This is a genomic window from Serinicoccus sediminis, from assembly GCF_004153545.1.
GTDB lineage: Bacteria > Actinomycetota > Actinomycetes > Actinomycetales > Dermatophilaceae > Ornithinicoccus > Ornithinicoccus sediminis_A.
On record NZ_SDVA01000004.1, the window covers coordinates 62358 to 86650 of the forward strand.

Here is a 24293-nt window from a genome sequence, read left to right on the forward strand (position 1 = left end):
CCGCACCATGGCGACCCGCTGCGAGCTGCTGCTTACCGGGCCGCGCTGAGCAGACGACATACCTGCGAGCGCGGCCAGCCCCTCCTGCGTGAGGGGCTTTCGTATGCACCGGGCACGGTGAGCACGCACCCGCAGCGAGAACGAGACGAGGGCAGACGATGAGCGAGCGCATCCCGCAGCACCGCTACACCGCCGAGCTGGCCGGCCAGATCGAGCGCCGCTGGCAGGACCGGTGGGAGCAGGACGACACCTTCGCCTCGGCCAACCCGGCCGGCCCGTGGGCGGCGCCGGACGACCCGCGCCTGGCGCAGGGGCGCGAGCACCGGGTGGTCATGGACATGTTCCCCTACCCCTCCGGCGCGGGCATGCACGTCGGGCACCCGCTGGGTTACGTCGCGACCGACGTCCACGCCCGGTTCCTGCGGACGACCGGCGCCAACGTCATGTACGCCATGGGCTTCGACGCCTTCGGCCTGCCCGCCGAGCACTACGCCGTGCAGACCGGCCAGCACCCCCGGGTGACGACCGAGCAGGCGATGGCGACCTACCGCCGGCAGATGCGGATGATCGGGCTGTCGCACGAACCGCGCCGCACCTTCGCCACCATCGACCCGGACTACGTGCGGTGGACGCAGTGGATCTTCCAGCGCATCCACGACGCGTGGTACGACCCGCAGGCCGCGCCGCGGGAGGGGTCGGGGCAGGCGGCGCCCGGTCGGGCCCGCCCGATCAGCGAGCTGGTCGCCGAGCTGTCCGAGGGGACCCGGCAGACCCCGGACGGCCGCCCGTGGGTGGAGCTGTCGGAGGCGGAGCGGGCCCGGGTGCTGGACGGCTACCGGCTGGCCTACGTCTCGGCGGCCCCGGTCAACTGGTGCCCCGGCCTGGGGACGGTCCTGGCCAACGAGGAGGTCACTGCCGACGGTCGGTCCGAGCGGGGCGACTTCCCGGTCTTCAAGCGCAACCTGTCGCAGTGGATGATGCGGATCACCGCGTATGCCGACCGCCTCACCGACGACCTCGACCGGCTGGACTGGCCGGAGCGGGTGCGGCTCATGCAGCGCAACTGGATCGGCCGCTCGACCGGCGCGCAGGTCGCCTTCGCGACGACGACCGCCGCGGGGGAGCAGGCCCGGCTGGAGGTCTTCACCACCCGCCCGGACACCCTGTTCGGTGCGACCTTCATGGTCGTGGCCCCCGAGCACCCGCTGGTCGAGCAGATCGTCCCGGACGCGTGGCCGGCCGGCACCAAGGACGCGTGGACCGGTGGCGCGCCGACCCCGCGCGAGGCGGTGACGGCATACCAGCGGCAGGCCTCGACCAAGAGCGACGTCGAGCGGCAGACCGAGGGCAAGGCGAAGTCCGGCGTCTTCAGCGGCGCCTGGGCGACCAACCCGGTCACCGGCGACCAGGTGCCGGTCTTCGTCGCCGACTACGTGCTCATGGGCTACGGGACCGGCGCGATCATGGCGGTGCCCGGCCAGGACGAGCGCGACTGGGACTTCGCCCGGGCCTACGACCTGCCGGTCGTGCGCACGGTGCAGCCCACGCCAGGCCACCCCGAGGACCAGGCGTTCACCGGCGAGGGCCCGGCGATCAACTCCGCCAACGACGAGGTCAGCCTGGACGGGCTGGGCGTCGCCGACGCCAAGGAGCGCATCATCGGCTGGCTGGAGGAGACCGGTCGCGGGCGCGCGACCGTGACCTACCGGCTGCGGGACTGGCTCTTCAGCCGGCAGCGCTACTGGGGCGAGCCCTTCCCGGTCGTCTGGGACGAGGACGGCGTCGCCCACGCGGTGCCCGACGACCAGCTGCCGGTGACCCTGCCGGACGTGCCGGACTACGCGCCGCGCACCTTCGAGGCCGACGACGCCGACTCCGAGCCGGAGGCGCCGCTGGCGCGCGCCGCCGACTGGGTGCACACGACGATGGACCTCGGGGACGGGCGCGGGCCGGTGCCGGTGCGCCGGGAGACCAACACCATGCCCAACTGGGCCGGGTCGTGCTGGTACTACCTGCGCTACCTGGACCCGGAGAACACCGCGGCACCGGTCGACCCGGGGGTGGAGGAGTACTGGATCGGCCCGCGGGAGCAGACCGTGCCCGGTGCCCCCGAGGGTGCCGTCGACCCGGGCGGCGTCGACCTCTACGTCGGCGGGGTGGAGCACGCGGTGCTGCACCTGCTGTACGCCCGCTTCTGGCACAAGGTGCTCTTCGACCTGGGCCACGTGCGCAGCGAGGAGCCGTTCCGTCGCCTCATCAACCAGGGCATGATCGAGGCCTACGTCTACCGCGACGCCCGGGGCTTCCCGGTCCCCGCGGAGGAGGTCGAGGAGCACACCTCCTCCGACGGCGGGCCCTCGACCTACACCTGGAACGGGCAGCCGGTCACCCAGGAGTACGGGAAGATGGGCAAGTCGCTCAAGAACGTCGTCACGCCGGACGAGATGGTCGAGCAGTTCGGCGCCGACACCTTCCGGGTCTACGAGATGAGCATGGGTCCGCTGGAGCAGTACCGGCCGTGGGAGACCCGGGCCGTCGTCGGCAGCCAGCGCTTCCTGCAGCGCCTGTGGCGCAACGTGGTCGACGAGGACACCGGCGAGCTGACGGTGACCGACGAGGCGCTCAGCCCCGAGCTGGCGAAGGCGCTGCACCGGACCATCGACGCCGTGGGCTCGGACTACGCGGCGCTGCGCACCAACACCGCGGTCGCGCGGATGATCGAGCTCAACAACCTGCTGACCAAGCTGGACGCCGTGCCGCGCGCCGCCGTGGAGCCGCTGGTGCAGATGGTGGGCCCGGTCGCCCCGCACCTGGCGGCCGAGCTCTGGGAGCGGCTCGGGCACGAGGACCTGACCTACGCGCCGTTCCCGCAGGCCGACCCGGCCCTGCTGGTGGAGGACACGGTGACCGCGGTGGTGCAGGTCAAGGGCAAGGTGCGCGACCGGCTGGACGTCGCGGCCGACATCTCCGAGGCCGACCTCGAGGCGCTGGCGCTGGGCAGCGAGAAGGTCCAGCGCTTCCTCGACGGGGCGCCGGTGCGCAAGGTCGTCGTGCGGGCCCCGAGCCTGGTCAACATCGTCGTGTGAGCCGGCCCCCCCGCTCTGCCATGGAGGTCGCCCTCGTCACCGACAGCGCCAGCTGCCTCCCGCCGGGGGCGGAGGGGGCGCTGACGGTCGTGCCGTTGCACGTCGTCGTCGCCGGGCGCAGGGGCGACTCGCGCGAGGTCGGCCACGCCGAGGTGGTCGAGGCGCTGCGCTCCGCCGGGCCCCGGGCCGGGGTCTCGACCAGCCGGGTGTCCCCGGGCGAGTTCGCCGAGGCCTACCGTGAGCTGGTCGCCCGCACCGGCTGCCGGGCCGTCGTGTCGGTGCACCTGTCGGGTGGGGTGAGCGGGACGGTCGAGGCCGCCCGGCTCGCGGCGGCCGAGGTCGCCGACGAGGTCGACGTGCGGGTCGTCGACTCCCGCTCGGTCGGTATGGCGCTGGGCTGGGCCGCCCAGGACGCCGCCGCGCTCGCCGCGCAGGGCGGGGACCTGGAGCAGGTCGAGGAGCTGGTGCACCGCCGGCTGGCGGGGGCCCGGGCCTGGTTCTACGTCGACACGCTGGAGCACCTGCGTCGGGGCGGTCGTCTCGGTCGGTCGCAGGCGGTCCTCGGGTCGGCGCTCTCGATCAAGCCGCTGCTGACCGTGGTCGAGGGGGAGGTGGTGCTCGCCGAGCGGGTGCGCACCCGCGGCAAGGCCCTCGCGCGGCTGGAGACGCTGGTCGAGGAGGCGGTCGGGCAGATGCGGGAGACCGGTGGGCGGCCCCGTCTCGCGGTGCACGAGCTGGACGCCCAGGACGCGGCGACGGCGCTCGCGGACCGGCTGGCGCAGCGGCTGGACGTCGACCCCGTCGTGCTGCCGGTGGACCCCAGCCTCGGGGTGCACACCGGGCCGGGGACCCTGGGCGTGGTGGTCGCCGACGCCGGCTGACCCGCTGACGTCGGCCGACCTGCTGACGTCAGCCGACCTGCTGGCGTCGTCCACAGCCTCGGCCTGACGGGCGGGCCGTCCACAGATGCCTCGCGGCCCCTGTCCGGGTGACCCCGCCGTGCCTAGCGTGCCGACCATGGACCCGGGGGAGATCGAGGCCCTGCACCAGGGCAGGCACCGCGTGCGGCGTGCAGCGGAGGACGAGTCGCCGGCGCGGTCGGCGCGTCGCGGTGACGAGGAGGAGCGACACCCGCGGGCCGCCGCAGGCCCCGGAGGTCTGCGCGAGACCGGAAGGGCTGGGGACGCCGAGGGTGCCGGGGACCCCCGAGCTGCCGAGGACGTCGGCGCCGGGGACGACCGAGCTTCCGAGGTGCGGCTGGTCCCGGTGCCGGGGGCGGGGCGTGCTGCCGCGCTCGGCGTGGGGGCCCGGTCCGTGGGCGGCCTGCTGCTGGTGGCCGTCGTCCTGCTGGTGGTCCTGGGCGGCCGGTGGTGGTGGGTCGAGCAGCAGGCCACGGCGGTCCCGAGCGTCGCCCCGGCGGAGCAAGGGGGCGTCGCGGGCGAGGGGACTGCTCCGTCAGGGCCACCGACCGACGAGGGCGCCGGTGAGGCGCCACCGACGGGCGTCCCGGACGGGGCCGGTGGGCCGGCCCCGGCGGAGTCCGGGCAGCCCGAGGGCAGCGGCGCCGCGCCGTCGGTGGCAGGGACGACGGAGGCCGCCGCGGCCGGGCCGGTCCTGGTGCACGTGGTCGGGCAGGTCGCCGCACCCGGTGTCGTCGAGCTGCGGGCCGGCTCGCGCGTGGTCGACGCCGTCGACGCGGCGGGAGGTCTCACCGACCGTGCCGACCCCGGGTCGCTCAACATGGCCCGCGTCGTGACCGACGGGGAGCAGATCTGGGTGGGAGCGCCCGGTGAGGAGCCTCCCGCCGCGTGGGCCGCGGGGGCACCCGCCGCAGGCGCGTCGCCGGTCGCCACGGGTGGCCCCGTGCCCGGCACCGAGGCACCGGCGGCCCTGGTCGACCTGAACCGGGCCACCCAGGCCGAGCTCGAGGAGCTTCCGGGCATCGGCCCGGTGACGGCCGGCCGCATCCTCGCCTGGCGCCAGGAGCACGCCGGGTTCACCACCGTCGAGGAGCTGCTGGAGGTGAGCGGCATCGGCGATCGGACCCTGGAGCAGCTCGAGCCGCTGGTCACGGTCGGTTCGTGACGCAGCCCAGCCCGGTCGTCGCCTCGCGCCATCGTGGCGGGGGCCAGGAGGGCTGCGGCCAGGGCGGGGGTGGGCAGCCAGGCCCCGACGGACCGCCGGCGGCCGACCATCACGACCTGGCCGACCGCCACGACCCAGACGACCGCCACGACCCAGACGACCGCCAGGACCCGGACGACCGCCACGACCCCGACGGTGTTGTTCCGGAGGAGGAGAGCCCGCACGACGCACGCCTGTTGCTGCCGGCCGTCGTGGCGTGGGCGGTCCTGGTCGCCGCCCTGCCCGGACCGAGCTGGCTGCCCGCTGTCGTCGCGGCCGGTGCCCTGGCCCTGGCCTCGGCGGTCCTCGCCAGGCACCGGGTCCGCCGGCGGGCCGGCGTCGGAGGGAGCATCAGCGTCGGGAGGGCGAGCCCCGTCCTGCTCGTCGTCGCGCTGGTGGCAGCGGCCGTGGGCCTGGTCTGCGGAGCCGCGGCGCTGCACCTGGCGGCCGCCCGCGCCGGCCCGGTCCAGGGCTGGGCCCAGGAGCGTGCCGTGACCGAGGTCGAGCTGGTCGTCACGACCGAGCCGCGGGTGGTGGCCCGGGCGGACGAGCGGGACCCCCTCGTCATCCTCGAGGCGCGGGTCGTGAGGGCTTCGGCCCGGGGCGAGACCTCGCGCCCCCGCACCCCTGTGCTGGTCATCGCCACGGCCGACCAGGGGTGGGACGACGTGGCCTGGCGCAGCCGTCTGCAGGCGGCCGGCCGTTGGGCTCCCGCCGAACAGGGGGACCGCGTCGTAGCCGTGCTCACGCCCCGCGGGCCGCCCACGACGCTGGACCGGCCGGCAGCCCTGCTGCGGGGCGTCGACCAGGTCAGGGAACGGTTCCGCCGGGCGGTGGACCCGTTGCCGGTGGATGCCCGCGGACTGGTGCCCGGGCTGGTCATCGGGGACACCTCGCTCACCCCGCCGGACCTGACCCAGGCCATGCGGGACACCGGCATGACCCACCTGAGTGCGGTCAGCGGGGTGAATGTCTGTTGAGGGTAGTCGTGTCAGCTGGTGAGGCGCGAGGCCCCGCGGCCCCGGCGGGGCACGCCGGCGCGTTGCAGGATGTTGCGGACGGCGCCGTGAGAGCGGCCGGTGATCTCGGCGAGCTCGCGCAGGGACCGGCCTGCCTGATACTCGCGGACGATGTAGGCCTTGACGTCGTCGGGGAGGTTGTGGCCGGGGGCTGCCCAGCGTGCGAGCTCGGGGTCGGGCTCGTGGGTGGAGGTGCGGCCAGGGTAGGGCACTCGTTCAGGCTAGGCTACGAGAGGTCAAAGCCACTCCGGGAGGTCAGAATCTGAGCGGCACTGCTGACGCGTTGACTGCGACTGCAGGGTTGTATCCGCAACTGCGAAGAAACATCCGTAGCGAGTCCACTGCCAGGTCCGGATGAGCTGTAGGGCCATGTCGAACGCTGCGCAGCGGCAGCCGCGGTGGAAGCGAAGTTTCGTGCAGCTTCAATTCGACGTAAGGTATAAGGCCAATGGCTGATTTTCTGAAGTTCACACGCACGCCTTCGCGCGATGCAGCTAGATTTGGGGGTCTTTCGAAAGTCCGACCTAAGGCCTTCATTTTCCGAGCGGCTGCTGCGACCATTTTGTCAGATTCCACATTGAGTGCGTGTTCTATTTCTGCATCGACATCTATCAATTTGATAAGTCGCCATTCACGCTCCTCGGAGAACGAGGGATGCTTGAAGCATAGATATTGCTCCCTCAATGCGCGCATTAGGGCCTCCCTTGCCGGCTCCGGGAGCAGGGCGGACCTCGGGAATCCATCATCGAGGAGCGCTGCCAGGGTGATAAGCCACGTTTCGACGACCTCTGTTACGGCGGCGCGCTGTTGATTTGGGTCGTAGACAACCTTCTCCAAGGTGGTCTGGTTGGGCAGTCTCAGCCGGCTCACCGAAGGGCGGAGTGAAAGGCCGATGGATACTGGCGCCTGTGAAGAGCCGTAGCCGCGCCACTGAGAGAGTAAGTCTCCCTCTTCGCAGAAGCAGGCAATGAACGGATGCAGGCCCATGGCTGGCATGTCTACCAGGCCGTGAAGGTCCGGCAAGTACGACTTTACTTGTTCTGACACGCTGGTCGATGAAGAAACTGCCTCCTGTACCCACTCATCTACTAGACCCGCCGCGTAGGTCAGTTCAGAAGAGTCATTCAAGAAGCGCGGATCCGACGCCCATATCGACGATGAGGTGATGATCCCCTCTAGGCCGTCCAGGCTCGTGTAATGGTAAAGCAGATCCGGGTAGTTGGCCCCGTTGTCAAGCCATGCGGCTTTTCGTAACTTTTGGTCTTGTTCGAAGCGTGACAGTAGCGCCACGCCAGTGAATATGCTGGTTCTCCGTCCGTGCTCCATCGCGCCATCATGCCCTGCTACCTGACGAGGCGCCCCCACCCTCGCGTGGAGGGTGGGGGCGCCGTGGTGCGGGTGCGGTCAGGTGGCGAGGCCGAGGAGGAGGCCGATGAGGAACGCGAAGACGACCCAGGTCCAGGCGTCGAGCCGGTCCATGGGGTCAGGTCTGCGCGTGGTCCGCGACGCCGTCGCCGTCGTGGTCGGTATGCCGGGCGGCCGGCGGTTCGGCGGCCATCCACGACAGGGCCCGGACCCGCTCGAGGAGGGCCTCGACCTGGGGGATGGCCATGACCCGGGCGAGGATCGCGGAGACCGCGGTGACGACGGCCGCGGTGCCGAGCAGGGCGACCCGGAGCCAGTCGGGGACGTCGGTGCGGGCGCCGACCTCCTCGAGCACGATGCGCACGACCTCGGGTACGACGAGGCCGAGGGCGAGGACGGCGGGGACGCCGACCTGCAGGGAGGTGCGGACGACCGCGCGCCACGGGTGGCGGGTCTGGGTGGCAGTGCTCATGCGCTGATCTCCTGGTAGACGGTGGCGGCGAGGATGGGGGTGACGGCGTTGGGGCCGCCGACGACGACGAGCTCGGTGGCCCTGGCGGTGGCGAGGAAGTCGCGCACCTCGGGGGCCAGGGTCCCGGCGCCGCGGCGGCCGAGCAGGACGACGCCGTCGCGGGGGATGAGGCCGTGGACGGGCGAGTCGTGCGCGACCAGGTAGGCCCGCGCCTCGCCGTCGGCCGGCGGGTCCAGCTGCTGCAGCAGGACCGAGGTGGCCATGCTGGTCTCGCCGCCGAGGCGGGTGAAGTTGGGGGCGTCGGGGTCGACCACGTCGGGCACCTCCAGGTCGGGCTCCGGCTCGGGAGCGGGAGCGGGGGTGGGCATGGGCGGCTCGGGGGCGGGCGGCGGCTTCGGCTCGGACTGGGCCTTGAGCTGGCGCCGGATCTCCGCTTGGGTGATCGGGCCGGGGATGCCGTCCCGCTCGAGGCCCCACCGGGACTGGAACGCCTTGACGGCTGCGTTGGTTTTCGGGCCGTTGACGCCGTCGGCCGGGCCGGGGTCGCGGCCGAGGGTGGTGAGGTCGATCTGGACCTGCCGCCAGTGGGCCAGGTCGTAGCCGTGCTGGGAGTAGGCGGTCCACGGTGGCCGGTAGGCCCCGCGGATCTGGGAGCGGTAGCGCGTCCGGTTCCAACAGCCGCGGCCGTTGCTCTGGGAGCCGGAGTCGTCCTTCGAGGTGTTCCACTCCACGGTCGCGACGGAGTTGCCCTGCGGGCGCGCTCGGGCGGGCCCGATGTGGTCGCCGATGCCGTCGCCGCCCCAGTCGAAGATGATGAAGTCGCCGGGCTGGATGTCGTCGAAGTCGACCCAGGCCCCCTGGTTGCGGGCGTACTGCTCCATCGACGGGACGTAGTAGGGCAGCGTGCACGGGACGAGGCCCATGCCGACGCGGATCATGGCCAGCTGGATGCCGCCCTGGCAGTAGGGGGAGTCCCAGTCGGCCCACCGCTTGAGTGAGGCGTCGGGCACCTCGGCGGCGAGGCCGAGCCAGGTGGAGTTGTCGCCGGTCTCGCCGACGTGCTTGGCGCACTGGTCGAGGAAGTCGCGTGCGGTGGGCATGTCAGTCCTCCAGCTTCTCGGCCTCGGCCTGCGCGGCGAGCTGCTGCGCGCGGGCCTTAAGGCGGTGCTGGTCCTCGGGGTGCTCGGCGTCGCCGGCGAGCGCGAGGAGGCGGACGGCCTCGGCCTGGTAGTCGGTCACGGTCTTCTGCTGTGCCATGTCGCCCTCCTGGGCAGGACGGAGCGCCCCGCTGGTGCGGGGTCGCGGGTTGGGGTGGGTCAGATGGAGACGAGCGCGGCGAGCGCGGCCCGTGACAGGTCGTACCCGGTGACGTCGACGCGGGAGTTGTTGTTGGGGCCGCTGTCGGAGTTCCAGTAGATGGTGAACTCGAGGTCTTCGGCGTCGATCGCTGCCTGCGTGGACGAGATGAACCCGGCGATGGACGAGTCGGTGTATGACCGGTCGGTGCCGTACTCGGTGAGGGCGACCGCGACGGGGGAGCCCTTCTCGTTGCCGAGGCGGATGATGTTGGTGTTGGAGCGGACGTTGGCGGGGGTGAGGTTCTTCCCGTTCATCATCTGGCGGACGGTGGTGGAGGGGTTGCCGCCGCCGCCGCGGTAGGGGTCGAGGCCCATGACGTCCATGCCGACCTGCTTGTGCCCGAGGATCTCGAGGATGGCGGTCGCGTCGAAGTGGCCGACGTGGTAGACGGTGCGGCAGTCGGGGGCGTGCTGGCGGGCGTAGGTGCAGAACAGGTCGTGTGCCTGGGCGAACGTCTGGTTGGAGACGCCCGTGATGAGGCCCTGGTTGACCTGCACCTCGAACTCGGAGCCCATGCCGATGTACGTCTGCTGGGGGGAGTAGTCGGCGAGGGCTTGCACGAACTCGCACCACTTCTGCAGGCGCGCGAGGGCAGCGGTATTGCCGCCCGCTATGTCGTTGTACGAGTGGGGTGCGCCGTCCTTCGCCTGGACGGTGAGGTAGACCGCTGTGCCGGCGTCGATGACGGCCTTGAACATGTTGAGGCGGTCGGTGCCGGACTGGGTGGTCAGGTCGAAGTTCTCGCCCCACTGGAGGTAGGCGGACACGAGCTGGGGGGTGACGCCGAACCCGGACTGGGTGTTGGCGACGGGGTCGGTGGTGGCGTTGACGGTGCCGTAGTAGAGGCCGGTGAGCGCGGTCGCAGGCTCGGGTGAGGTGCCCCCGTCTGCCACGAGCTCGAGGACGGTGGTGACGCCGCCGGCGCGGCGCACGACGTCGAGGACGGTGGTGACGCCGCCGACCCTGCGGACGACCTCGTAGTCGCCGGTCTGCCCGGGTGCGGTGGGTGCGGCGACAAGCTCGACGGCCGCGGCGGACCAGGCGTACCCGTTGTTCATCGTCACGGTGGGGGTGACGGGGTTGTTGTCGGTGGACAGGCGGTGCGCGGCCCACCCGGACCGGTTGGAGTTGCCGCCGGTCGCTGCGCCTGTGCCGATGACGGTGGTGCCGGTGGACCCGGTGAGGGTCGCGGACGCCGCGGACGTGGCGGCGATGATGACCATGTTCCCGGCGGCGGAGGGGACAGCCCCGGTGGCGATGGTGGCGGTGGTGCCGGTGTTGGTGACCGACGACCCGACCGCGCCGGACGCCCCGGTGATGCGGAGGGCGTGCCAGACCAGGCCGCCGGACCCGGCACGGGCCACAGTGATGGTGTCTGACTCCTCCAGGGGCTCGGTGATAAGCGCGGTGAAGATGCGGGTCGTCGACCCGGGCGCGGTGGCCTGGGTGATCAACGGCCCCGCGGCCCACGTGTTGCCCTTGGAGTCGCCGATGGCTAGGTCCGCGGCCCCGCCGGCGTGGGCAGTGACCACGACGACCTCGCCGGCGGGCACGGCGACACCCACGGCCATCTGCCCGGTGGTGACGTTCGCTGTCGACTGGTAGGTCGCCAGGAGCGTCGGGGTGCCAATGGCCATCAGGCGCGCTCCCTCAGCCAGATCCCGTCGGAGGGTGGGGTGGCTCCGGCCGCGAGGATGGTGGGCTGCAGCAGCGTCGCGTCCGCGGGCTGCACGGCCGTTGCCGCGGCCTGCAGGCGCGAGTCGTTGCCCTGCGCCGCGGTGCCCGCCGTGGTGCCGTAGTTGACGGACAGGGACCGGTTCGCGGACAGGTCGCCGCCACCGGACAGGCCCGTGCCGGCGGTGATGGTGCGGGTGGTCGGCGCGGCGCCGACGTTGGCCGCGGACAGGGTGATGGCCCCGGTCTGCCCGTTGACGGACGTGACAGCGTCGGTGGGGGAGGACAGCAGCGTCCACGACCCGATCTGCGCAGGGTTCGCCCCGGACAGGATGAACGTGCCCGCGCCATCGGTGCGGACGGCGATGTCCCCGGTCTGCACGTTGCTGAGCGCCAGCATCGCGGCCTGGGAGGCGACGACGTTGGTGCTCGTGAGGGCAAGCGCGGGGATCTGAGAGGAGGGGATGACGCCGCCGACGAGGGTGGCGTAGGACCCGGCCGGCTGCGCACCGACCTCGCCGGGGGTCGAGGGGATGGTGGGCTTGCCGGTGAGGTCGCCGTAGGCGCCGGTGGTGGCGACCGTGGCGAGGCTCGAGGTCTGGGCGTACCCCGACAGGTCAGGGGCGGGCTCGCCCTCGAGCGCGTCCAGGCGCGCGATGACGCCGGAGTCGTCGTAGGTGGCTCCCGCCTGGACGGGGTCGACCCACGCGAGCTCACCCGCGACGTCGCGGGTCAGCAGCTGCCCCGGGACACCGTCGTCCGGGACCACCAGGGTCTGGACCGTCGCCCCAGCCGGTGCGGTGTAGGGGAACGCGCGGGAGAGCTGCTGCGGGGTCTCCAGGGTGTGCTCCGGGCCGATGGTGAGGCGACCCTCCAGCGGCTTCCGCTTCGGCTCGTTGCCGTTGCTCGCGGGCTCCACCCGGACGGCCCACGACCCCTCGGGGAGCCAGATGCCCTGCCGGCCCTCGCCGTCGAGGATGCGCCCGGACGAGGACAGGGACGCCTCGATGACGTCGTGGTAGACGATGTCCGCGTACCCGGTGGTGCCGGCCTGGTCGGGGGACCCGAAGGACACGTCGACGTCGTCGGTGAAGAACACCTTGCCGGCGAGCGGGCGCGCCTGGGGGTACTCGTCGGCGTCCTCGGCGGTGTCAGCGACCGACGCGATGACGCGGCCGCGGACGTAGCCCCAGCCGATGTGGGCGGGGAGGGTGGTCTCGGACATGGGGGTGCTCCTCAGTCGTGCGGGATGGTGATGCCGTGGTCGCGCATCACGGAGTGGCAGAGGCGGTGCTCGAGCTGCTCACGGTCGAAGTCGTCGACGAGGCGCGCGTCCCAGTCGATGCCCTGCACGGGCTGCCCGACGACGACCGTGGTGGACTCGTCAGGCTTGTCCCGCTCGGGGTTGACCCTGGGGGAGATCAGGTCCTTCCACACCAGCGGGGCCAGGACCAGGAGCACGGGCAGGATGGCGAGCGTCCACAGCTCCACGCCTCACTCCTCGTCTGCGTCGGGTCTCCCGAGCGGCGCGGGGTCCGCGGCCACGGGGTTGTCCAGGGATGCCCGGACGTCCCGGATCTCGCTGCGGATCTGGCGGACCCGGAACGCGCAGCCGAGGCCGATGCCGGTGACGAGGATCTGGGTGGCGGCACCGTCGAAGAGCCCGAGGTTGCGGAGGATGACGACCTCGTAGCCGAGGAGCGCGACGGCGATGCCGGCCGCTGACCATGCCTCGTCGCGCATGGCCCCGAGCAGCGGCTTCGCAGAGCCTTTGGAGTAGGTCGCGGCGCGTATGGACAGGACGCCCCACGCGCCGGCGGCGCCGAGGCAGATGGACCAGATGCCGACGAAGACCTTGCCGGTGAGCTCCTCGAGGGAGGTGGCTTCGGCCCACCCGGTCATGTAGGCGATGCCGAGGACCCATGCCATGCCGTAGCCGGCTCGGGCGACCGCGTGCCCGGGGGAGGTGACGGTGAGCGGTTGCGTCACGGCCGGGACTCGCGCCAGTAGGACAGGGCGGTGACGGCGCAGAGGACCGAGGCGAGGGAGTACATGACGACCGCGGACAGGACAACGGACGGGTCGGTCGTCGAGAGCAGCGCGGCGGCGGACCACCCGCAGTAGAGGCCGGTGAGGAAAACGGCTGGCCAGTAGGCGTCGCGGCGTGAGGTGAGGATCGTGAGGCCCATCGCGGTCGCGGTGAGGATGAAGAACACGCCCCACGTTTGGGCGGGCATCCAGTGCATGGCGACGGCGAAGGTGGGCCGATTGAAGGGGCCGGGGTCGAAGAGCATGACGGCGCCGAGGACGACGGACCCGGCGGCGAGGATGAGGGCGATGGTCTCGCGAAAGCTGTCGCGCTCGACCCACCTCCAGGTGCGCGCGCCCCACGCTTCGATGCTGGTGAGCGAGCCCTTGATGCGGCTCATGTGGCCTCCTGGTCGATGACGAGTAAGGGCCGTTCGCACGGCGAGTTCTTTACCAAACCTTTACTCTTGGGGGAGCCAAAGGAGGTCGTGGGATGCAGGCGTGCATGGTGCTGGACTGCCGGGAGTCCGGTGAGACGTGGTTCGGGGGGACGCTGCTGTGCACGGCCCACGCTCACGAGGTGGAGCGCAGGGTCGCGGCCGCTTCCGAGCAGAAGCTGGTCAGGCCCGGTAGGTGATGGTCGCGGCGGTCAGGACGACCGGGCCCTCGTAGGTGTCCGCGGCGTCGGTGCCGATCCGGTAGACCCGGATGCCGAGGACCTGCCCTGGGCTGGTCACGTACTCCGCGAGGGGGACCTCCACGAGGATGTCGTCGCCGACCATGTCGACCAGGGCCGTGCGCGACGTCGTGCTGGTCGTGGATTGCAGGTTGGTGCCTGCGCCGGCCACGGGGGCCGCGGAGATCGCGAGGGACGCCTTCCCGGTCGTGCCGCCGACGCCGGCGACGTGGAGGACCATGGTGGCCTTCGTCGCGCGGGGCGGGACGCGCATGGTGAACGTGACCCCGGAGAGCCCGTTGTTGGGGAAGCGCCACGCGGGCGCGTTGCGACGCATGTCCCAGGTCGCCGCGACGGGCCGCGAGAGATCGACCTCCATCTCGGGGGCACCGATCGGGGGCTGCGTGGCCGACCACGGCGCGATGGTGAACTGGTCCTGGATCGTCACCTCGCCGGCGGGCGCCCGGTTCTGCACGTTCTGCGCGCCGAGGAGCCCGCCCTGGATGTTGATGGACCGGGCGTCGGCGTCCACGTCGAGCGACACGGCCGCCGGGTTGTAGCCGATGTCGAAGAGGTTGACGTCACGGAGCGACCAGTTGCGGCCAGTGAGCTTCTTGATGCCGAACTCGGTGAAGTTGCCGGACTGGCCCTTGACCGGACCCACGGTGTTCCCGGCGAAGCCGACTGCGGTGGACCCGTTGCGCTTGCACTCCATGTAGGTGCGGTAGTACCAGGAGGGGCCGGTGACGTCGCACACGTTGACCCAGCCGAGGCCGACGACCTCCCAGAGGACGTGCCGGTCGGGCCACCAGGACGTCCACTGGATCCGGCCATCGGTGACGCCGGTGTTGTTGCCGAAGATGTGGAACGCGGTCCACGCCCCGGGCGGGGTGGTGCGGCCACCAGACTTGCCCGGTTCCTTGATGGCGGCGGGCCCGTCCAGCTTCCAGCTGATGATCTGCGTGGTCGTGTCGCCGACGAGCACTACGTCGCCGGCATACCCCGGGGGCACCCACAGGGTCGTGCCCGCCTGCGTCTCGACGACCGTGTGCGACTGGGTCACGCGCAAGGGCCCGGTGATCTTGCACTGCCGGTCACCGGGGAGCAGCCACCGGCCGCCCATGGCGAGACAGGCGTTGATGGCGGCGGTGTCGTCGGTGGCGGCGGCGAAGTCGCCGGCGTAGTCGCCGACGACGCCGTAGTCGGTCATGTTGCGGGTGACCTCGTCCTTGCCGACCGCCTGCACACCACCGTCTGGGGCGATGGCGGAGACCGTCGCGTTGGCGATGGACTCGATGGCGGCGCGGGTGCTCGAGGGGTCGCCGAGCAGCGCGGCGACTGCCGTGTCGGTGGCGTCCTGCCCCTGCTGGTAGGCGTAGAGGACGTCCGCCATCTCCGGGGTCAACTGCTCCCACCGGGCCAGGCGGTCCTCGATCGCGTCGAGGACCGGGCGCACGTAGCCCCACATGGACCCGTCCGGGACCTCCGGCATGTTCGTGCCGCCGGCCGCGTTCATGCGGCGGATGATCTCGTTGATGAACGAGACCGTCGCGGTGCCCGTGATGGTGGTGGGCAGGGGGGCGAGGTCAGTCACTGCGGGCCTCCGGGGGTCACGTGAGCTCGATGGGGAACGGGTCGAAACCGGGGGGCGGCTCGAGGTTGCGCAACCAGGCCGGCAGCGGCGGCGCGATGCTCGGGGGCTCGGCCGGGGCGACCACGTCGGTGTCGGTCACGGCCATGTGCACGGTCATGTCGGCCCGCCAGGTCGCGCCCTCGACCCGCACGACCACGCCCTGCTGGATCTCGGTGAAGCCGTCGGGGCGGACCTTGTGGACCTGGTGGACCTGGCCGGGCTTGATCCACGGGTCGGCGGAGCACGCGAACTTGATGACCCGGACGGGGTCGGTGAGGGCTTCGGCCTGCTCTGAGGCGACGTACTGGGCGTGAGGGTCTCGCTGCACCCAGGCGCCGCAGTCGTGGGTGGAGATGGGGTGCCGGTCGTTGCCGGACACGGTGATGGTGACCTCGGACGGGATCTCGGTGACCTTCGCGGGCCCGCGCAGCTGCGGGAGCGGCTGCTGCTTGCGCGGCTCGGGGAGGCCGGCGGAGTTCTCCGACGGCATCGTCGACATGTCGAGCCCGGCTGGGGTGTTGACGGTGCCCGACATGACCACGGTCTCGGGGTCCAGCATCGTCAACGCGCCCACGACGAGCCCGTTGGCGTCCTGGGTCCAGCCCATGTCGGACGCGAGGAGCCACCCCTGCGGGTTGCCGTCGCCGTCCCGTCGGGAGCCACCGAGGAAGGTGCCGATGGCCCGGTCGAGGTACTTGCCCTCGGTGCCGCCGTACGGGTGGCCGGCGAGGCGTGGCCGCAGCTCCGGCTCGAGCCAGATCTCGCCCTCGTTGGGCTTGAGGAAGATGGACCAGTCGTCGCCCCGCTCGATGGTCTCCTGGCGGCCCTGCGCGAGGAGCCGGGTCGGCATCGTCGCGTTGTCGCCGCTGCGGCGCATGGACATGTAGGTGACGGTGTGCGACGCCCAGGGGCCGTTGCTCTCCTCGGTCCACCACAGGTTGTGCAGCCTCGTGGGGGTGTCGGTGGTGGAGATGACGGACTCGACGGGCTGCCCGGAGGGGTTGCGGGCGCCACTCTGCAGCGACTCGAAGTCGGCGTTGATGAGGCGCCCGTCGCTGTGAATCCACTGCATGAGCGGCAGCCCTCGGAGGCCCCGCTCGGCGTTGGCCTGGAGGGCGAGGATGTCGCCGGCCTCGCGCTTCGCGACGTACCCCCAGGCGATGAGGGACCGCTCGGTGACGGAGTACGCGGCGGGCGCGCGGAGGATGGTGGCGCCGGTGATGCGCTCGACGTGCCCGGGGGAGTCCGCGCGGGCGACCTGCACGGCGCCGATGCGGCCCTCGGCCTCGACCTTGACGCCCATGCGGACCGACCCGGTGGGCATCTCCGCGCCGTGCTCGCCGTAGGTGGCCACCGCGTTCCACGTCCGGTTCCCGGAGGTGTCGTCCTCGCACATGAGGCGGCCGGTGCCGTCCGGGCGGCCGACGAGGGACCACCGGGTGCGGTAGACCCCGGAGCGGGCGCGCTCGTGCTCGGACAGGAGCGTCTTGGTGCCGCCGACGTTGAGCCGGTAGACCCGGACCTTGTCCTGGATCCAGTCGAGCTCGAGCCCGGCGTAGGCGGACGAGCGGCGCATGGACACGCGGCCGGTTTCGCCCGGTGCGGGGGTCGCGGTACCGAGGTCGACGGTGAGCTGCCACGGGAGGACGGAGTTGGTGGGGCGGGTCAGGTAGAGGCCGTAGACGTCGCTGGTGACCGGGCATTCGTCACCCGGGACGGGGGTGGGGGCGACGGTGTTGTCGGACAGGCGGTGCACCTGGCGGCACTCACCCAGTGGCGCGAAAGCGTGCTTGAGGTCGGGGATGGGCCACGCGGACCCGCACATGGACACGTAGAGGACGGAGTAACCCTGCACGGCCTGGGAGGGGTAGAAACCGGCGCGGGTGAGGGCCTGGTGGGTGAACCACCAGGAGAAGAGCCCGGGCTTGCGCTTGATGGCGCCGGTGAGCATGGGGTTGGCGGGCATGTAGTAGCCGAGGGGGCGCAGGTCGAGGCGGGCCTGCAGCCGGGACGTCCAGTCGGTCAGGCGGGACGTGGCCTGGGGCTGGTCGGTGCCGCCCGAGGAGTCGTCGACGCGGCCGGTGATGACCCGGGTGGTGCCGCGGTGGTCGGTGCAGTCGAGCTCGAAGTAGTGCCCGGCCTCACGGGTCCACGTCCCGGCCACCGGGGACGGCTGGCCAGGGTCGCCCCACTCGACCTTCCCGTCCAGGCCGGCGACGTGCCCGCTGTTGAGGACGATGCCGTAGTTCCACGAGCACCCTCGGATGCGGGTGGGGTCGTACTGGGGGCCTGTCCGGGCTTCGTAGTGGACTAGGCGGGCACCCATCACACGCCCACCTCCATCACCTGGTAGGACGTGGACGCCATGGACCGGCCGGGCGTGAGGAGGGTCGGGTCCTGGGTCGGGGGGAAGATGACGACCTGGTCGGCGCACTGGCCCTGGACCCACCGGGTCAGGCGGTCGCCGAGGGTGATGGACGGCCACGCCAGGCGCAGGGAGTCCGCGGTGTGGGAGATCACCATGCGGGCACCGACCGCGGAGGTGGGGATGCCGTCCCAGAGCCACGTCTCGCGGCGCATGACGGCGGACGGGGTGGTCGTGCGAGTGGCCGAGGAGACGACCGTGCCGGTTGCGGTGACGCCCTGCAGGGTCACGGTGACCGACCCCCCGGGCCCGGCGTGCGCCAGGAACACCCCGAACCGGGCCTGCCGCTGCCCGAGCAGGGGCACCACGGGGGACACGGCGGCCTGGTTGGGGGGCAGGGTGACCGACGCGGACGCGTAGGTCGTCTCGTCGGCGGCGACGTCCTCGGTGGTCCACCGGGGGCCGCGCAGGATGAGGGAGTCGTCGAGGACGGTGTCGTCGGTCAGGACGGTCTCCCCGGTTTGGACCAGTCGGGTCGAGTAGACCGGCTCGACGACGGCCACGAGGCCCGCCCGGGTCAGGGCACCCGTCCAGTACCGGGACGCCTCAGCGCTCGTGGCGCCGTTCGGGGGCACCATCTCCTCGGACGCGCCGGGGGTGAGCATGTTCATGTGCTGCGCCCCGTGCGGGACCATGCGCAGGCCCTGCCCGGCGAGCTGCTGCGCGCGCACGAGCGACGCGAGAGCGTTGCTCTCGGCGATGGCGTGGTTGGCCTTCGTGAGGTCCCACCGGCGGGCGCCGGCGCCGTGCTGGGTCACCATGAGCGCCTCGACGGGGGAGAGGGTGCCCTCGCCGCCGGCGAAGAGCCACCGGTCCTCCTGCCGGCGGGACCGGCGGGACTCGCACATCACCTCGACCATGGACCCGAGCTGCCCGAACCACGTGCTCACCGGCGACCCCCGATCTGTCGTGACGGGTCGCCCCAGGTAGCCGGGGCGCCGATCTCCTGCAGGCCTGCGCGGGCGCCGCGGGCGATGGCCTGCCGGTCGACTTCGACGACGGCCTCGATGCGGTCAGGGATGGACGCCACGGCGGCGGACAGGGCGGCGACCTGCGCGGCGAGCCCGGACAGGTCCTGGTGGCCACCGGCCGGCGACGACACCATGGAGGGGGCGGCGGCCCCGGGCCGGCCACCCGCGGCGAGGGGCTGCGCCATGACCCCGTCGAGCCACTCGCGGGGGATCGTCATGGCGTTGAGCTCGTACATCTTGTCGACGCCGTAGTAGTCCACCGCCGCGGCACGCTGCACGAACTCCTCCCGGGACAGGCGCGCGTCGACCTCGTCGGACGTCGGGGTGCCCGGGCCGGTGACCATGCGGCCGGTGAAGCTCTGCGGGGTGCCGCCACCGGCGAGGCCGTAGGCGGTGGCCACGTCGTCGGCGTAGCCGCCGGTCGCGACGGGGGCCTGCCCGATGGTCTTCATCATCGTGTAGACCGTCATCGTCCGCCCGTTGTAGGTGCGGATCATGTTGTCCAGCGCGGACGTCGCCGAGTAGGTGTTGGCGCCGACCCGAATGTCCGCCGACGAGGCGCGCACGGCCTGCAGGAGCTGGCCCAGCTCAGACCGGGCGGGGTAGTCCTGCCCATTGATGGTCACCGTGTCCGACGAGCTGCCGATCGCGCCGAGCAGCTGCTCGAGGGTGATGTCGGCCGGGACCTTGTTCCCGAGGATCTTCACCGTGCCGTCGGAGGCGTTCACGTTGCCGACGAGCTCGCCGAGGGTGGTGTCGGCGGGGGTCTTGTCCCCGTTGACGGTGACCGTGCCGGTGGCCGCGTCGATCTCCACGACGAGGTCGCCCAGGTTGGTCTTCGCCGGGGCGGTGTCGAGGGTCGCGGACGTCTCGATCTGCTCCGGGACGGCACCGTAGGCCTCCGCGAGCAGCTGCGCCTGCTCGGTGGTGAAACCCATGGCCTCCAGCTGGGCGACGAGCGCGTCCCGGCCGGCCTGCCACCGGGCGTTCAGCTCGGACTGGGACTCCCCGGCCGCCTTCGCGGACTCCTGCACGGCCCCGATGGAGTCGACCGCGGTGCGCAGCTGCTCGTCGAGGAGCTGGGCGTCCTCGGTCGCGGTCTTGAAGGACCCGTCCTCGAACAGCTCGATCTGGGACACGTCCTCCAAGGACTCCCCGAGGTCGCCGATGCTGGACTGCATGGCCGTGGTCGCGTCGTGGACCTGGGCCTTGATGATCTCGGTGTCGAGGCCCTCGTTGAACCGGTCCTGGATGGGGTCGATGCCCTCGTCGATGAACGCGGTGCGCATGTCGTCCGAGGCGGCGTAGGCGTCCCACGCGACGCCGCGGAGGTCGTCGACCATGCCGTTGGTGGTCTCGGTGAAGGCCTCCGCGTCGAGGTCGACCCCGGGGATGCCGTCGAGGGCGTAGACGACCTGCTCGACGCCCTCGATCATGGGGATGATGCCCTGGTTGATGAAGTCGCCCATGGAGTGCAGGCCGGTCGCGGCGAACTCGACCACGGCCCGGCCGGCGTCGAAGAACCCGTTGGCGATGAGGCCCATGAACTCGAGCACCCCGGCCCGGTTCGAGGAGACGTAGGCGGACAGCTCGGTCAGGGGGTCGGAGAAGGCGACGGCGAGGGCACCCTGGATGCCCTGGGCGGAGACCTCGATGGACCGCTTCGCGGACTCGACCGAGGAGGCGGTGTTGTCGGCCATGGTGTCGAGGGCCTCACCAGACCGGCCGGCGACGTCCCCGAGCTCCTCCAGCTCGGACACGGCCGTGCTGGTGTCCATCGCGAAGAGCGCGTCGCCGAGGTCCTCGGCCTTGGTGCCGAACAGGCCGACCGCGGCCTGGTTCCGCAGCACCGGGTCCTCGATGGCCCGGAGCGCGTCGAGGACCATGCCGAGGCCCTCCTCGGCGTCGGCGCCGCCCTTCGCGATCTTGGCGGTCATGTCCTCCGCCGAGAGCCCGATGAGCTTGTAGGCGTCGGCGGACGCCTCGGACCCGTCGGTCGCCCGGATCTGGAACTCCTTGAGGGCGTCCGCGGCGTAGTCGGTGTCGCGGGCACCGGCCTGCATCGCCTGCGAGATGAGGCCCATAGAGGTCTGCCCGTCGAGGCCGAGCCGCTCGAACACGGCGGGGTACTCGGTGTAGGTGTCGAGGAGGTCCTCGGACACGTTCGCGCCGGCCTGCATGCCGGAGACGAGGATGTCGAGGGCGGCCTGGGCGTCCGGGGCCATATCGGTCTTCATCATCACGCCGACGGCGCGCGACAGGCGGGGGATGTCCTCGCCGAGGAGCTCGGACACCCCGGACAGGGACGCGATGATCTCCTCGACCTCGGCGGTGGTGTCGTCGGCGTCGATGAGGCCGCCCTGCAGCGCGAGGCGGGCGGTGTCGAGGTTGGTCTCGATGGACTCGCCCCACGCCTGCCCGTAGGCGTTGCCGGCGGCGCGCCCGAACCGGTCAGCGGTGGCCGCGTCGAGCCCCGTGCGGGCCGAGAAGAGGTCCCGGGTGGCTTCCTGCTGCAGCCCGGCCATGACGCCGTCCAGGAGGCCCTCACCGATGGCCTGCCCGACCTTGATGACGGCCCCGGCGATGGGAATGGACGCGAGCCCGGCGAGGATGCCGGCGGCCATGCCCATCCCGGCGTCGTCGCCGGCCTGCTCGCCCTCGTCGGCGAGGTCGTCGAAGGCGGCCTCCGCGGGGGAGGTGTCCGCGTCGACCCGCACAGACGCGACCTCGGCGTCGAGCCGGTCGAGGAGGCCCCGGAAGTTGGTGAGCTCGGCGTCGGCCTTGCCGGTCTCGGCGAGCACGTCGACCTCGGCGCGGGCCCCGTCGATGGCGCCCTTGAGCAGGGACTCCAACGACGTCAGCTGCCGCGTCGCGGTCTCGGTGTCGGCGCCGACCTGGACGTCCTTGACCCGGCGGCCCTCCAGCTGCAGGAGCAGCCGGTCGACGTCGCCGTACTTCCGCTCGAAGTCGGCGATGTCGAGCTCGACGGAGCCCTTGATGGAGCCAAGGTCCATGGGTCCAGTGCTCACCTGCTCACCCCCCTCTTGGTCGTCGCGATGAAGGTGCGGGAGGTGGGCTCGGTGAGCAGGCCCTCGATGCGGGCCCGGAGCCACCGCCAGGGCCGTTCGGTGTGCTCAGGGTCGTCGACGTCGGCGATCCCGAAGACCTGGTGCAGGTCGAGCTCGACGAGCTCCCAGAGCCGGAAGAAGTCGACCCAGGTGACCGGGTCGGGTTGCTTCCCGGTCAGGCGGTCCCGGTGCTGCTCGGGGACCTCGTACCACTCGTAGAGTCCGGTGTCGGGGTCGTACTCGCCGCGTCCGCACTCGTCGAGGCTTTTGGGGCCTCGTCCTCACCGCCGTCCTGCTCGAGGTAGCGGGTGGGGTCGAGGATGAGGAGGGCGGCGCGTTCGGACCCGGTCGCGATCCAGATGTGCGCAGCCGCGGCGGCACGCTTGAGGTCGACCATGGTGAGCTCGTCCTGCATCCGCTCCCACGCAACGGGTCCGAGGGCGTCCTCGTCCATGTCGTGCTCGCGGGTGCCGTACCGGGCCTGCCACCGCTCGACGGCGTAGGCGGGCGGGTCGATGTTCTGGCGCCGGCAGCGGGAAATGGTGAACGCGGCGACCTGGGCGAGGCCGACCCGTGCCGGTGGCTGGGGGATGACGTACTCCCGGCCAGCCACCGGCAGGGTGAGGGTGTTGCTCACGGATGGTCCTTCCGGTCAGGGGGTGGGGGTCGGTCAGGGGGTGGCGTCGGGGTGCGCGATGGTCTTGCGCTCCCCGCGGCCGGTGAGGGTGACCCCGACCTCCTGCCAGCCCGGGCCGGCGCCGCCGGTGGGGGACCAGCCGACCTGGACCATGCCCTCGTAGGCCTCACCCTCGGGGGTGGCCCGGTTGTAGTACCGGACGTGCGCCGGCAGGCCGGCGTCGGCGGCCGCACGGAGGGCCTCCTGGCCGGGGTCGAAGGAGCTGTCGGCGTCGATGTTGCGGCGCACGGTGACCGTCGGCGCCCACGACCGGGACTGGACGCCCATGGACGTCCAGATGCCGTCGTCGTAGTCGGTGTCGTCGGCCATCTGGTCGGTCTGGGACGGCACGAAGTTGGTGACCCCGCGGACCTGGGTCCACTCCGGCGTCTCGGTGGCGCTGGTGTCGACGTCGATGCGCCACTGCCGGTTGGTGGTGGGGACGGTCTCGGGTGCGGGCGTGCTCATGGTTCCTCCTGGGTGGGGGGTGGGGCTTCCGGCCAGGAGGCTTCCTGCCCGGGGCTGGTGGGCTCAGTCGGTGTGAGCGGTGGGCGCGCCGATCTGCGCGGCGTAGTTCGAAGACAGGCCCCACCGGTCGTCGGCGTCGCGACCGAGCGAGGCCTGGCTGATGCGCTCCAGGGAGACGACGTGCACGCCGCCGATGACCACGTCGGCGAGGCCGTGGAGGTCCTGGTAGATGGCCTCGTCGAGGTCGTCGACGTCGGTGGGTCGCCCGGGCGCGCGGGTGCGGACCTGGATGCGCTGGATGCGGCCGCCGACGAGGTCGTCGGTGGGACCGTAGGCGGTGAGCGCGATGACCCGGTCGGGGGCGGTGGGCATGAGCTTGTGGGTGATAGCGGTCTGGCCGGGCGTCCAGATGCCCTGCTCGGACCAGGTGCCGTGGCCGGCCGCGTCGAGGCGTTCCGCGAGGCCGGTGAGGAGGTCAGTCGGTGTCGCCATCGCCCACGGTCAGCTCGTGCACGGTGCCGTCCGCGGCGACCTCGACGCCCTCGCCCGGGTCGCCGGTGCCCTCGGCCTCGTGCTCGACGGCGTCCACGGTCGGGGACGCGCTGGCGATGGCGTCGACGTAGTCGGCCTTCCGCTTCGCGCCGGTCACGTCGATGTCGTGCTCGGCGGCGTACTCGCGCAGCTGGGCGACGGTCAGGGTGTTCATGTCGACGAAGTCGCCGTCGTCGGTGGGGACCTGGCCCTCCTCGCCGACGCGGTAGCCGGCGTGCTGGAGGTGCAGGAGGACGCGGGGCTGGGTGACGCGCGCGCGGCCGCTCTCGAAGGGGATGCGGTAGGCGCCGACCTGGGCGGTGCCGGTGAATGTGGGGTCGGGGTGGTGCACGAACATGGGCTTCTCCTACTGGGCGAGTCGGGATCGGATGGCCTGGGCGATGAGCGACCGGATGACGGGCTGCTCGGTCTGCATGGGTTCCTCGAGGTACTTGGCCTGCCCGCCGCGGGGGTGGTGCCAGTCGAGCTCCTCGTGCTGGCGTGCCGCGTAGGGCCCGTCGAAGCCGACGGTCGCGGTGAGGCCGTCGTGGTAGACGGCGCCGGTGCCGCGGAGGGTGCCCTCGTCGATGGGGGCGTTGGCGCGGGACTCGGTGAGGAGGTGCTCGCCGGCGAGGTAGACGCCGCGCTCGGCGCCTTCGCGGGCGGCGCGGCGGGGGTCTCCGGTGGGGCCGCCGACACGGCGCATGACGCCCACGGG

At 72.0% G+C, this 24293-nt stretch carries 23 protein-coding genes; 4 read left to right on the forward strand and 19 right to left on the reverse strand.

Annotated features, from left to right (window positions below; all coding sequences use genetic code 11):
* Positions 1–158 precede the first annotated feature (158 nt).
* From leuS to EUS26_RS05185, 4 genes are all read left to right on the forward strand, one after another.
* Positions 159–3086, forward strand: coding sequence for a leucine--tRNA ligase (gene leuS, locus EUS26_RS05170; protein WP_130012123.1), 2928 nt, complete (start codon positions 159–161; stop codon positions 3084–3086).
* Positions 3083–3967, forward strand: coding sequence for a DegV family protein (locus EUS26_RS05175; protein WP_202865058.1), 885 nt, complete (start codon positions 3083–3085; stop codon positions 3965–3967). The genes leuS and EUS26_RS05175 overlap by 4 nt, the downstream gene beginning before the upstream one ends.
* 136 nt (positions 3968–4103) lie before the next feature.
* The gene (locus EUS26_RS05180; RefSeq protein ID WP_202865059.1) at positions 4104–5171 is read left to right on the forward strand and encodes a helix-hairpin-helix domain-containing protein; all 1068 of its coding nucleotides are present in this window, start codon (positions 4104–4106) and stop codon (positions 5169–5171) included.
* A complete protein-coding gene (locus EUS26_RS05185) occupies positions 5168–6190 on the forward strand; it encodes a ComEC/Rec2 family competence protein (protein ID WP_165368507.1) in 1023 nt (340 codons plus the stop codon). The genes EUS26_RS05180 and EUS26_RS05185 overlap by 4 nt, the downstream gene beginning before the upstream one ends.
* Before the next feature lie 11 nt (positions 6191–6201).
* Here EUS26_RS05185 and EUS26_RS05190 read toward each other — a convergent pair whose 3' ends face one another.
* The 19 genes from EUS26_RS05190 to EUS26_RS05285 form a co-directional block, all read right to left on the reverse strand.
* Positions 6202–6441 (reverse strand): helix-turn-helix domain-containing protein, encoded by a 240-nt coding sequence (locus EUS26_RS05190; RefSeq protein WP_130012125.1) that lies wholly within the window; start codon positions 6439–6441, stop codon positions 6202–6204.
* A gap of 43 nt (positions 6442–6484) precedes the next feature.
* Positions 6485–7519, reverse strand: a complete 1035-nt coding sequence (locus EUS26_RS05195) for a DUF2971 domain-containing protein (protein WP_165368508.1) — start codon at positions 7517–7519, stop codon at positions 6485–6487.
* 193 nt (positions 7520–7712) lie between these two features.
* Positions 7713–8066 (reverse strand): hypothetical protein, encoded by a 354-nt coding sequence (locus tag EUS26_RS05200; RefSeq protein ID WP_130012127.1) that lies wholly within the window; start codon positions 8064–8066, stop codon positions 7713–7715.
* Positions 8063–9166, reverse strand: coding sequence for a peptidoglycan-binding domain-containing protein (locus EUS26_RS05205; protein WP_130012128.1), 1104 nt, complete (start codon positions 9164–9166; stop codon positions 8063–8065). The genes EUS26_RS05200 and EUS26_RS05205 overlap by 4 nt, the downstream gene beginning before the upstream one ends.
* A 1-nt stretch (position 9167) precedes the next feature.
* The gene (locus EUS26_RS16865) at positions 9168–9323 is read right to left on the reverse strand and encodes a hypothetical protein (RefSeq protein WP_165368509.1); all 156 of its coding nucleotides are present in this window, start codon (positions 9321–9323) and stop codon (positions 9168–9170) included.
* A 59-nt stretch (positions 9324–9382) separates the two neighbouring features.
* On the reverse strand, positions 9383–11062 hold the full coding sequence (locus tag EUS26_RS16870; RefSeq protein WP_165368510.1) for a hypothetical protein: 1680 nt from the start codon (positions 11060–11062) through the stop codon (positions 9383–9385).
* On the reverse strand, positions 11062–12324 hold the full coding sequence (locus tag EUS26_RS05220; RefSeq protein WP_130012130.1) for a hypothetical protein: 1263 nt from the start codon (positions 12322–12324) through the stop codon (positions 11062–11064). Before EUS26_RS05220 ends, EUS26_RS16870 begins: the two co-directional genes overlap by 1 nt.
* Positions 12325–12335: 11 nt before the next feature.
* Positions 12336–12590: a hypothetical protein gene (locus tag EUS26_RS05225; RefSeq protein WP_130012131.1), complete on the reverse strand. Its 255-nt coding sequence runs from the start codon at positions 12588–12590 to the stop codon at positions 12336–12338.
* A 3-nt stretch (positions 12591–12593) separates the two neighbouring features.
* Entirely contained in the window at positions 12594–13088 is a 495-nt protein-coding gene (locus tag EUS26_RS05230) for a hypothetical protein (protein WP_130012132.1), read from the reverse strand.
* Positions 13085–13528, reverse strand: a complete 444-nt coding sequence (locus tag EUS26_RS05235) for a hypothetical protein (protein WP_130012133.1) — start codon at positions 13526–13528, stop codon at positions 13085–13087. The genes EUS26_RS05230 and EUS26_RS05235 overlap by 4 nt, the downstream gene beginning before the upstream one ends.
* 219 nt (positions 13529–13747) lie before the next feature.
* Positions 13748–15397, reverse strand: coding sequence for a hypothetical protein (locus EUS26_RS16875; RefSeq protein WP_165368511.1), 1650 nt, complete (start codon positions 15395–15397; stop codon positions 13748–13750).
* A gap of 16 nt (positions 15398–15413) precedes the next feature.
* On the reverse strand, positions 15414–17762 hold the full coding sequence (locus EUS26_RS05245; RefSeq protein ID WP_130012134.1) for a hypothetical protein: 2349 nt from the start codon (positions 17760–17762) through the stop codon (positions 15414–15416).
* The gene (locus EUS26_RS05250; protein WP_130012135.1) at positions 17762–18751 is read right to left on the reverse strand and encodes a hypothetical protein; all 990 of its coding nucleotides are present in this window, start codon (positions 18749–18751) and stop codon (positions 17762–17764) included. The genes EUS26_RS05245 and EUS26_RS05250 overlap by 1 nt, the downstream gene beginning before the upstream one ends.
* Positions 18748–21861, reverse strand: coding sequence for a phage tail tape measure protein (locus EUS26_RS05255; RefSeq protein WP_130012136.1), 3114 nt, complete (start codon positions 21859–21861; stop codon positions 18748–18750). The genes EUS26_RS05250 and EUS26_RS05255 overlap by 4 nt, the downstream gene beginning before the upstream one ends.
* A 214-nt stretch (positions 21862–22075) precedes the next feature.
* On the reverse strand, positions 22076–22537 hold the full coding sequence (locus tag EUS26_RS05265; RefSeq protein ID WP_130012137.1) for a DUF7426 family protein: 462 nt from the start codon (positions 22535–22537) through the stop codon (positions 22076–22078).
* A gap of 33 nt (positions 22538–22570) precedes the next feature.
* Positions 22571–23044: a phage tail tube protein gene (locus EUS26_RS05270; RefSeq protein WP_130012138.1), complete on the reverse strand. Its 474-nt coding sequence runs from the start codon at positions 23042–23044 to the stop codon at positions 22571–22573.
* A 63-nt stretch (positions 23045–23107) separates the two neighbouring features.
* Positions 23108–23536, reverse strand: a complete 429-nt coding sequence (locus EUS26_RS05275) for a minor capsid protein (protein ID WP_130012139.1) — start codon at positions 23534–23536, stop codon at positions 23108–23110.
* Positions 23520–23933 (reverse strand): hypothetical protein, encoded by a 414-nt coding sequence (locus EUS26_RS05280; protein WP_130012140.1) that lies wholly within the window; start codon positions 23931–23933, stop codon positions 23520–23522. Before EUS26_RS05280 ends, EUS26_RS05275 begins: the two co-directional genes overlap by 17 nt.
* A gap of 9 nt (positions 23934–23942) precedes the next feature.
* Complete coding sequence (locus EUS26_RS05285) at positions 23943–24290, reverse strand: hypothetical protein (RefSeq protein WP_202865060.1); 348 nt, start codon at positions 24288–24290, stop codon at positions 23943–23945.
* Positions 24291–24293: the final 3 nt, after the last annotated feature.

Excerpts from the sequence above, each read along its gene's own strand:
- leuS (WP_130012123.1), top strand. The coding sequence starts at position 159 with ATGAGCGAGCGCATCCCGCAGCACCGCTACACCGCCGAGCTGGCCGGC.
- EUS26_RS05180 (WP_202865059.1), top strand. The coding sequence starts at position 4,104 with ATGGACCCGGGGGAGATCGAGGCCCTGCACCAGGGCAGGCACCGCGTG.
- EUS26_RS05200 (WP_130012127.1), bottom strand. The coding sequence starts at position 8,066 with ATGAGCACTGCCACCCAGACCCGCCACCCGTGGCGCGCGGTCGTCCGC.
- EUS26_RS05205 (WP_130012128.1), bottom strand. The coding sequence starts at position 9,166 with ATGCCCACCGCACGCGACTTCCTCGACCAGTGCGCCAAGCACGTCGGC.
- EUS26_RS16865 (WP_165368509.1), bottom strand. The coding sequence starts at position 9,323 with ATGGCACAGCAGAAGACCGTGACCGACTACCAGGCCGAGGCCGTCCGC.
- EUS26_RS16870 (WP_165368510.1), bottom strand. The coding sequence starts at position 11,062 with ATGGCCATTGGCACCCCGACGCTCCTGGCGACCTACCAGTCGACAGCG.
- EUS26_RS05220 (WP_130012130.1), bottom strand. The coding sequence starts at position 12,324 with ATGTCCGAGACCACCCTCCCCGCCCACATCGGCTGGGGCTACGTCCGC.
- EUS26_RS05235 (WP_130012133.1), bottom strand. The coding sequence starts at position 13,528 with ATGAGCCGCATCAAGGGCTCGCTCACCAGCATCGAAGCGTGGGGCGCG.
- EUS26_RS05245 (WP_130012134.1), bottom strand. The coding sequence starts at position 17,762 with ATGGGTGCCCGCCTAGTCCACTACGAAGCCCGGACAGGCCCCCAGTAC.
- EUS26_RS05270 (WP_130012138.1), bottom strand. The coding sequence starts at position 23,044 with ATGAGCACGCCCGCACCCGAGACCGTCCCCACCACCAACCGGCAGTGG.
- EUS26_RS05275 (WP_130012139.1), bottom strand. The coding sequence starts at position 23,536 with ATGGCGACACCGACTGACCTCCTCACCGGCCTCGCGGAACGCCTCGAC.
- EUS26_RS05280 (WP_130012140.1), bottom strand. The coding sequence starts at position 23,933 with ATGTTCGTGCACCACCCCGACCCCACATTCACCGGCACCGCCCAGGTC.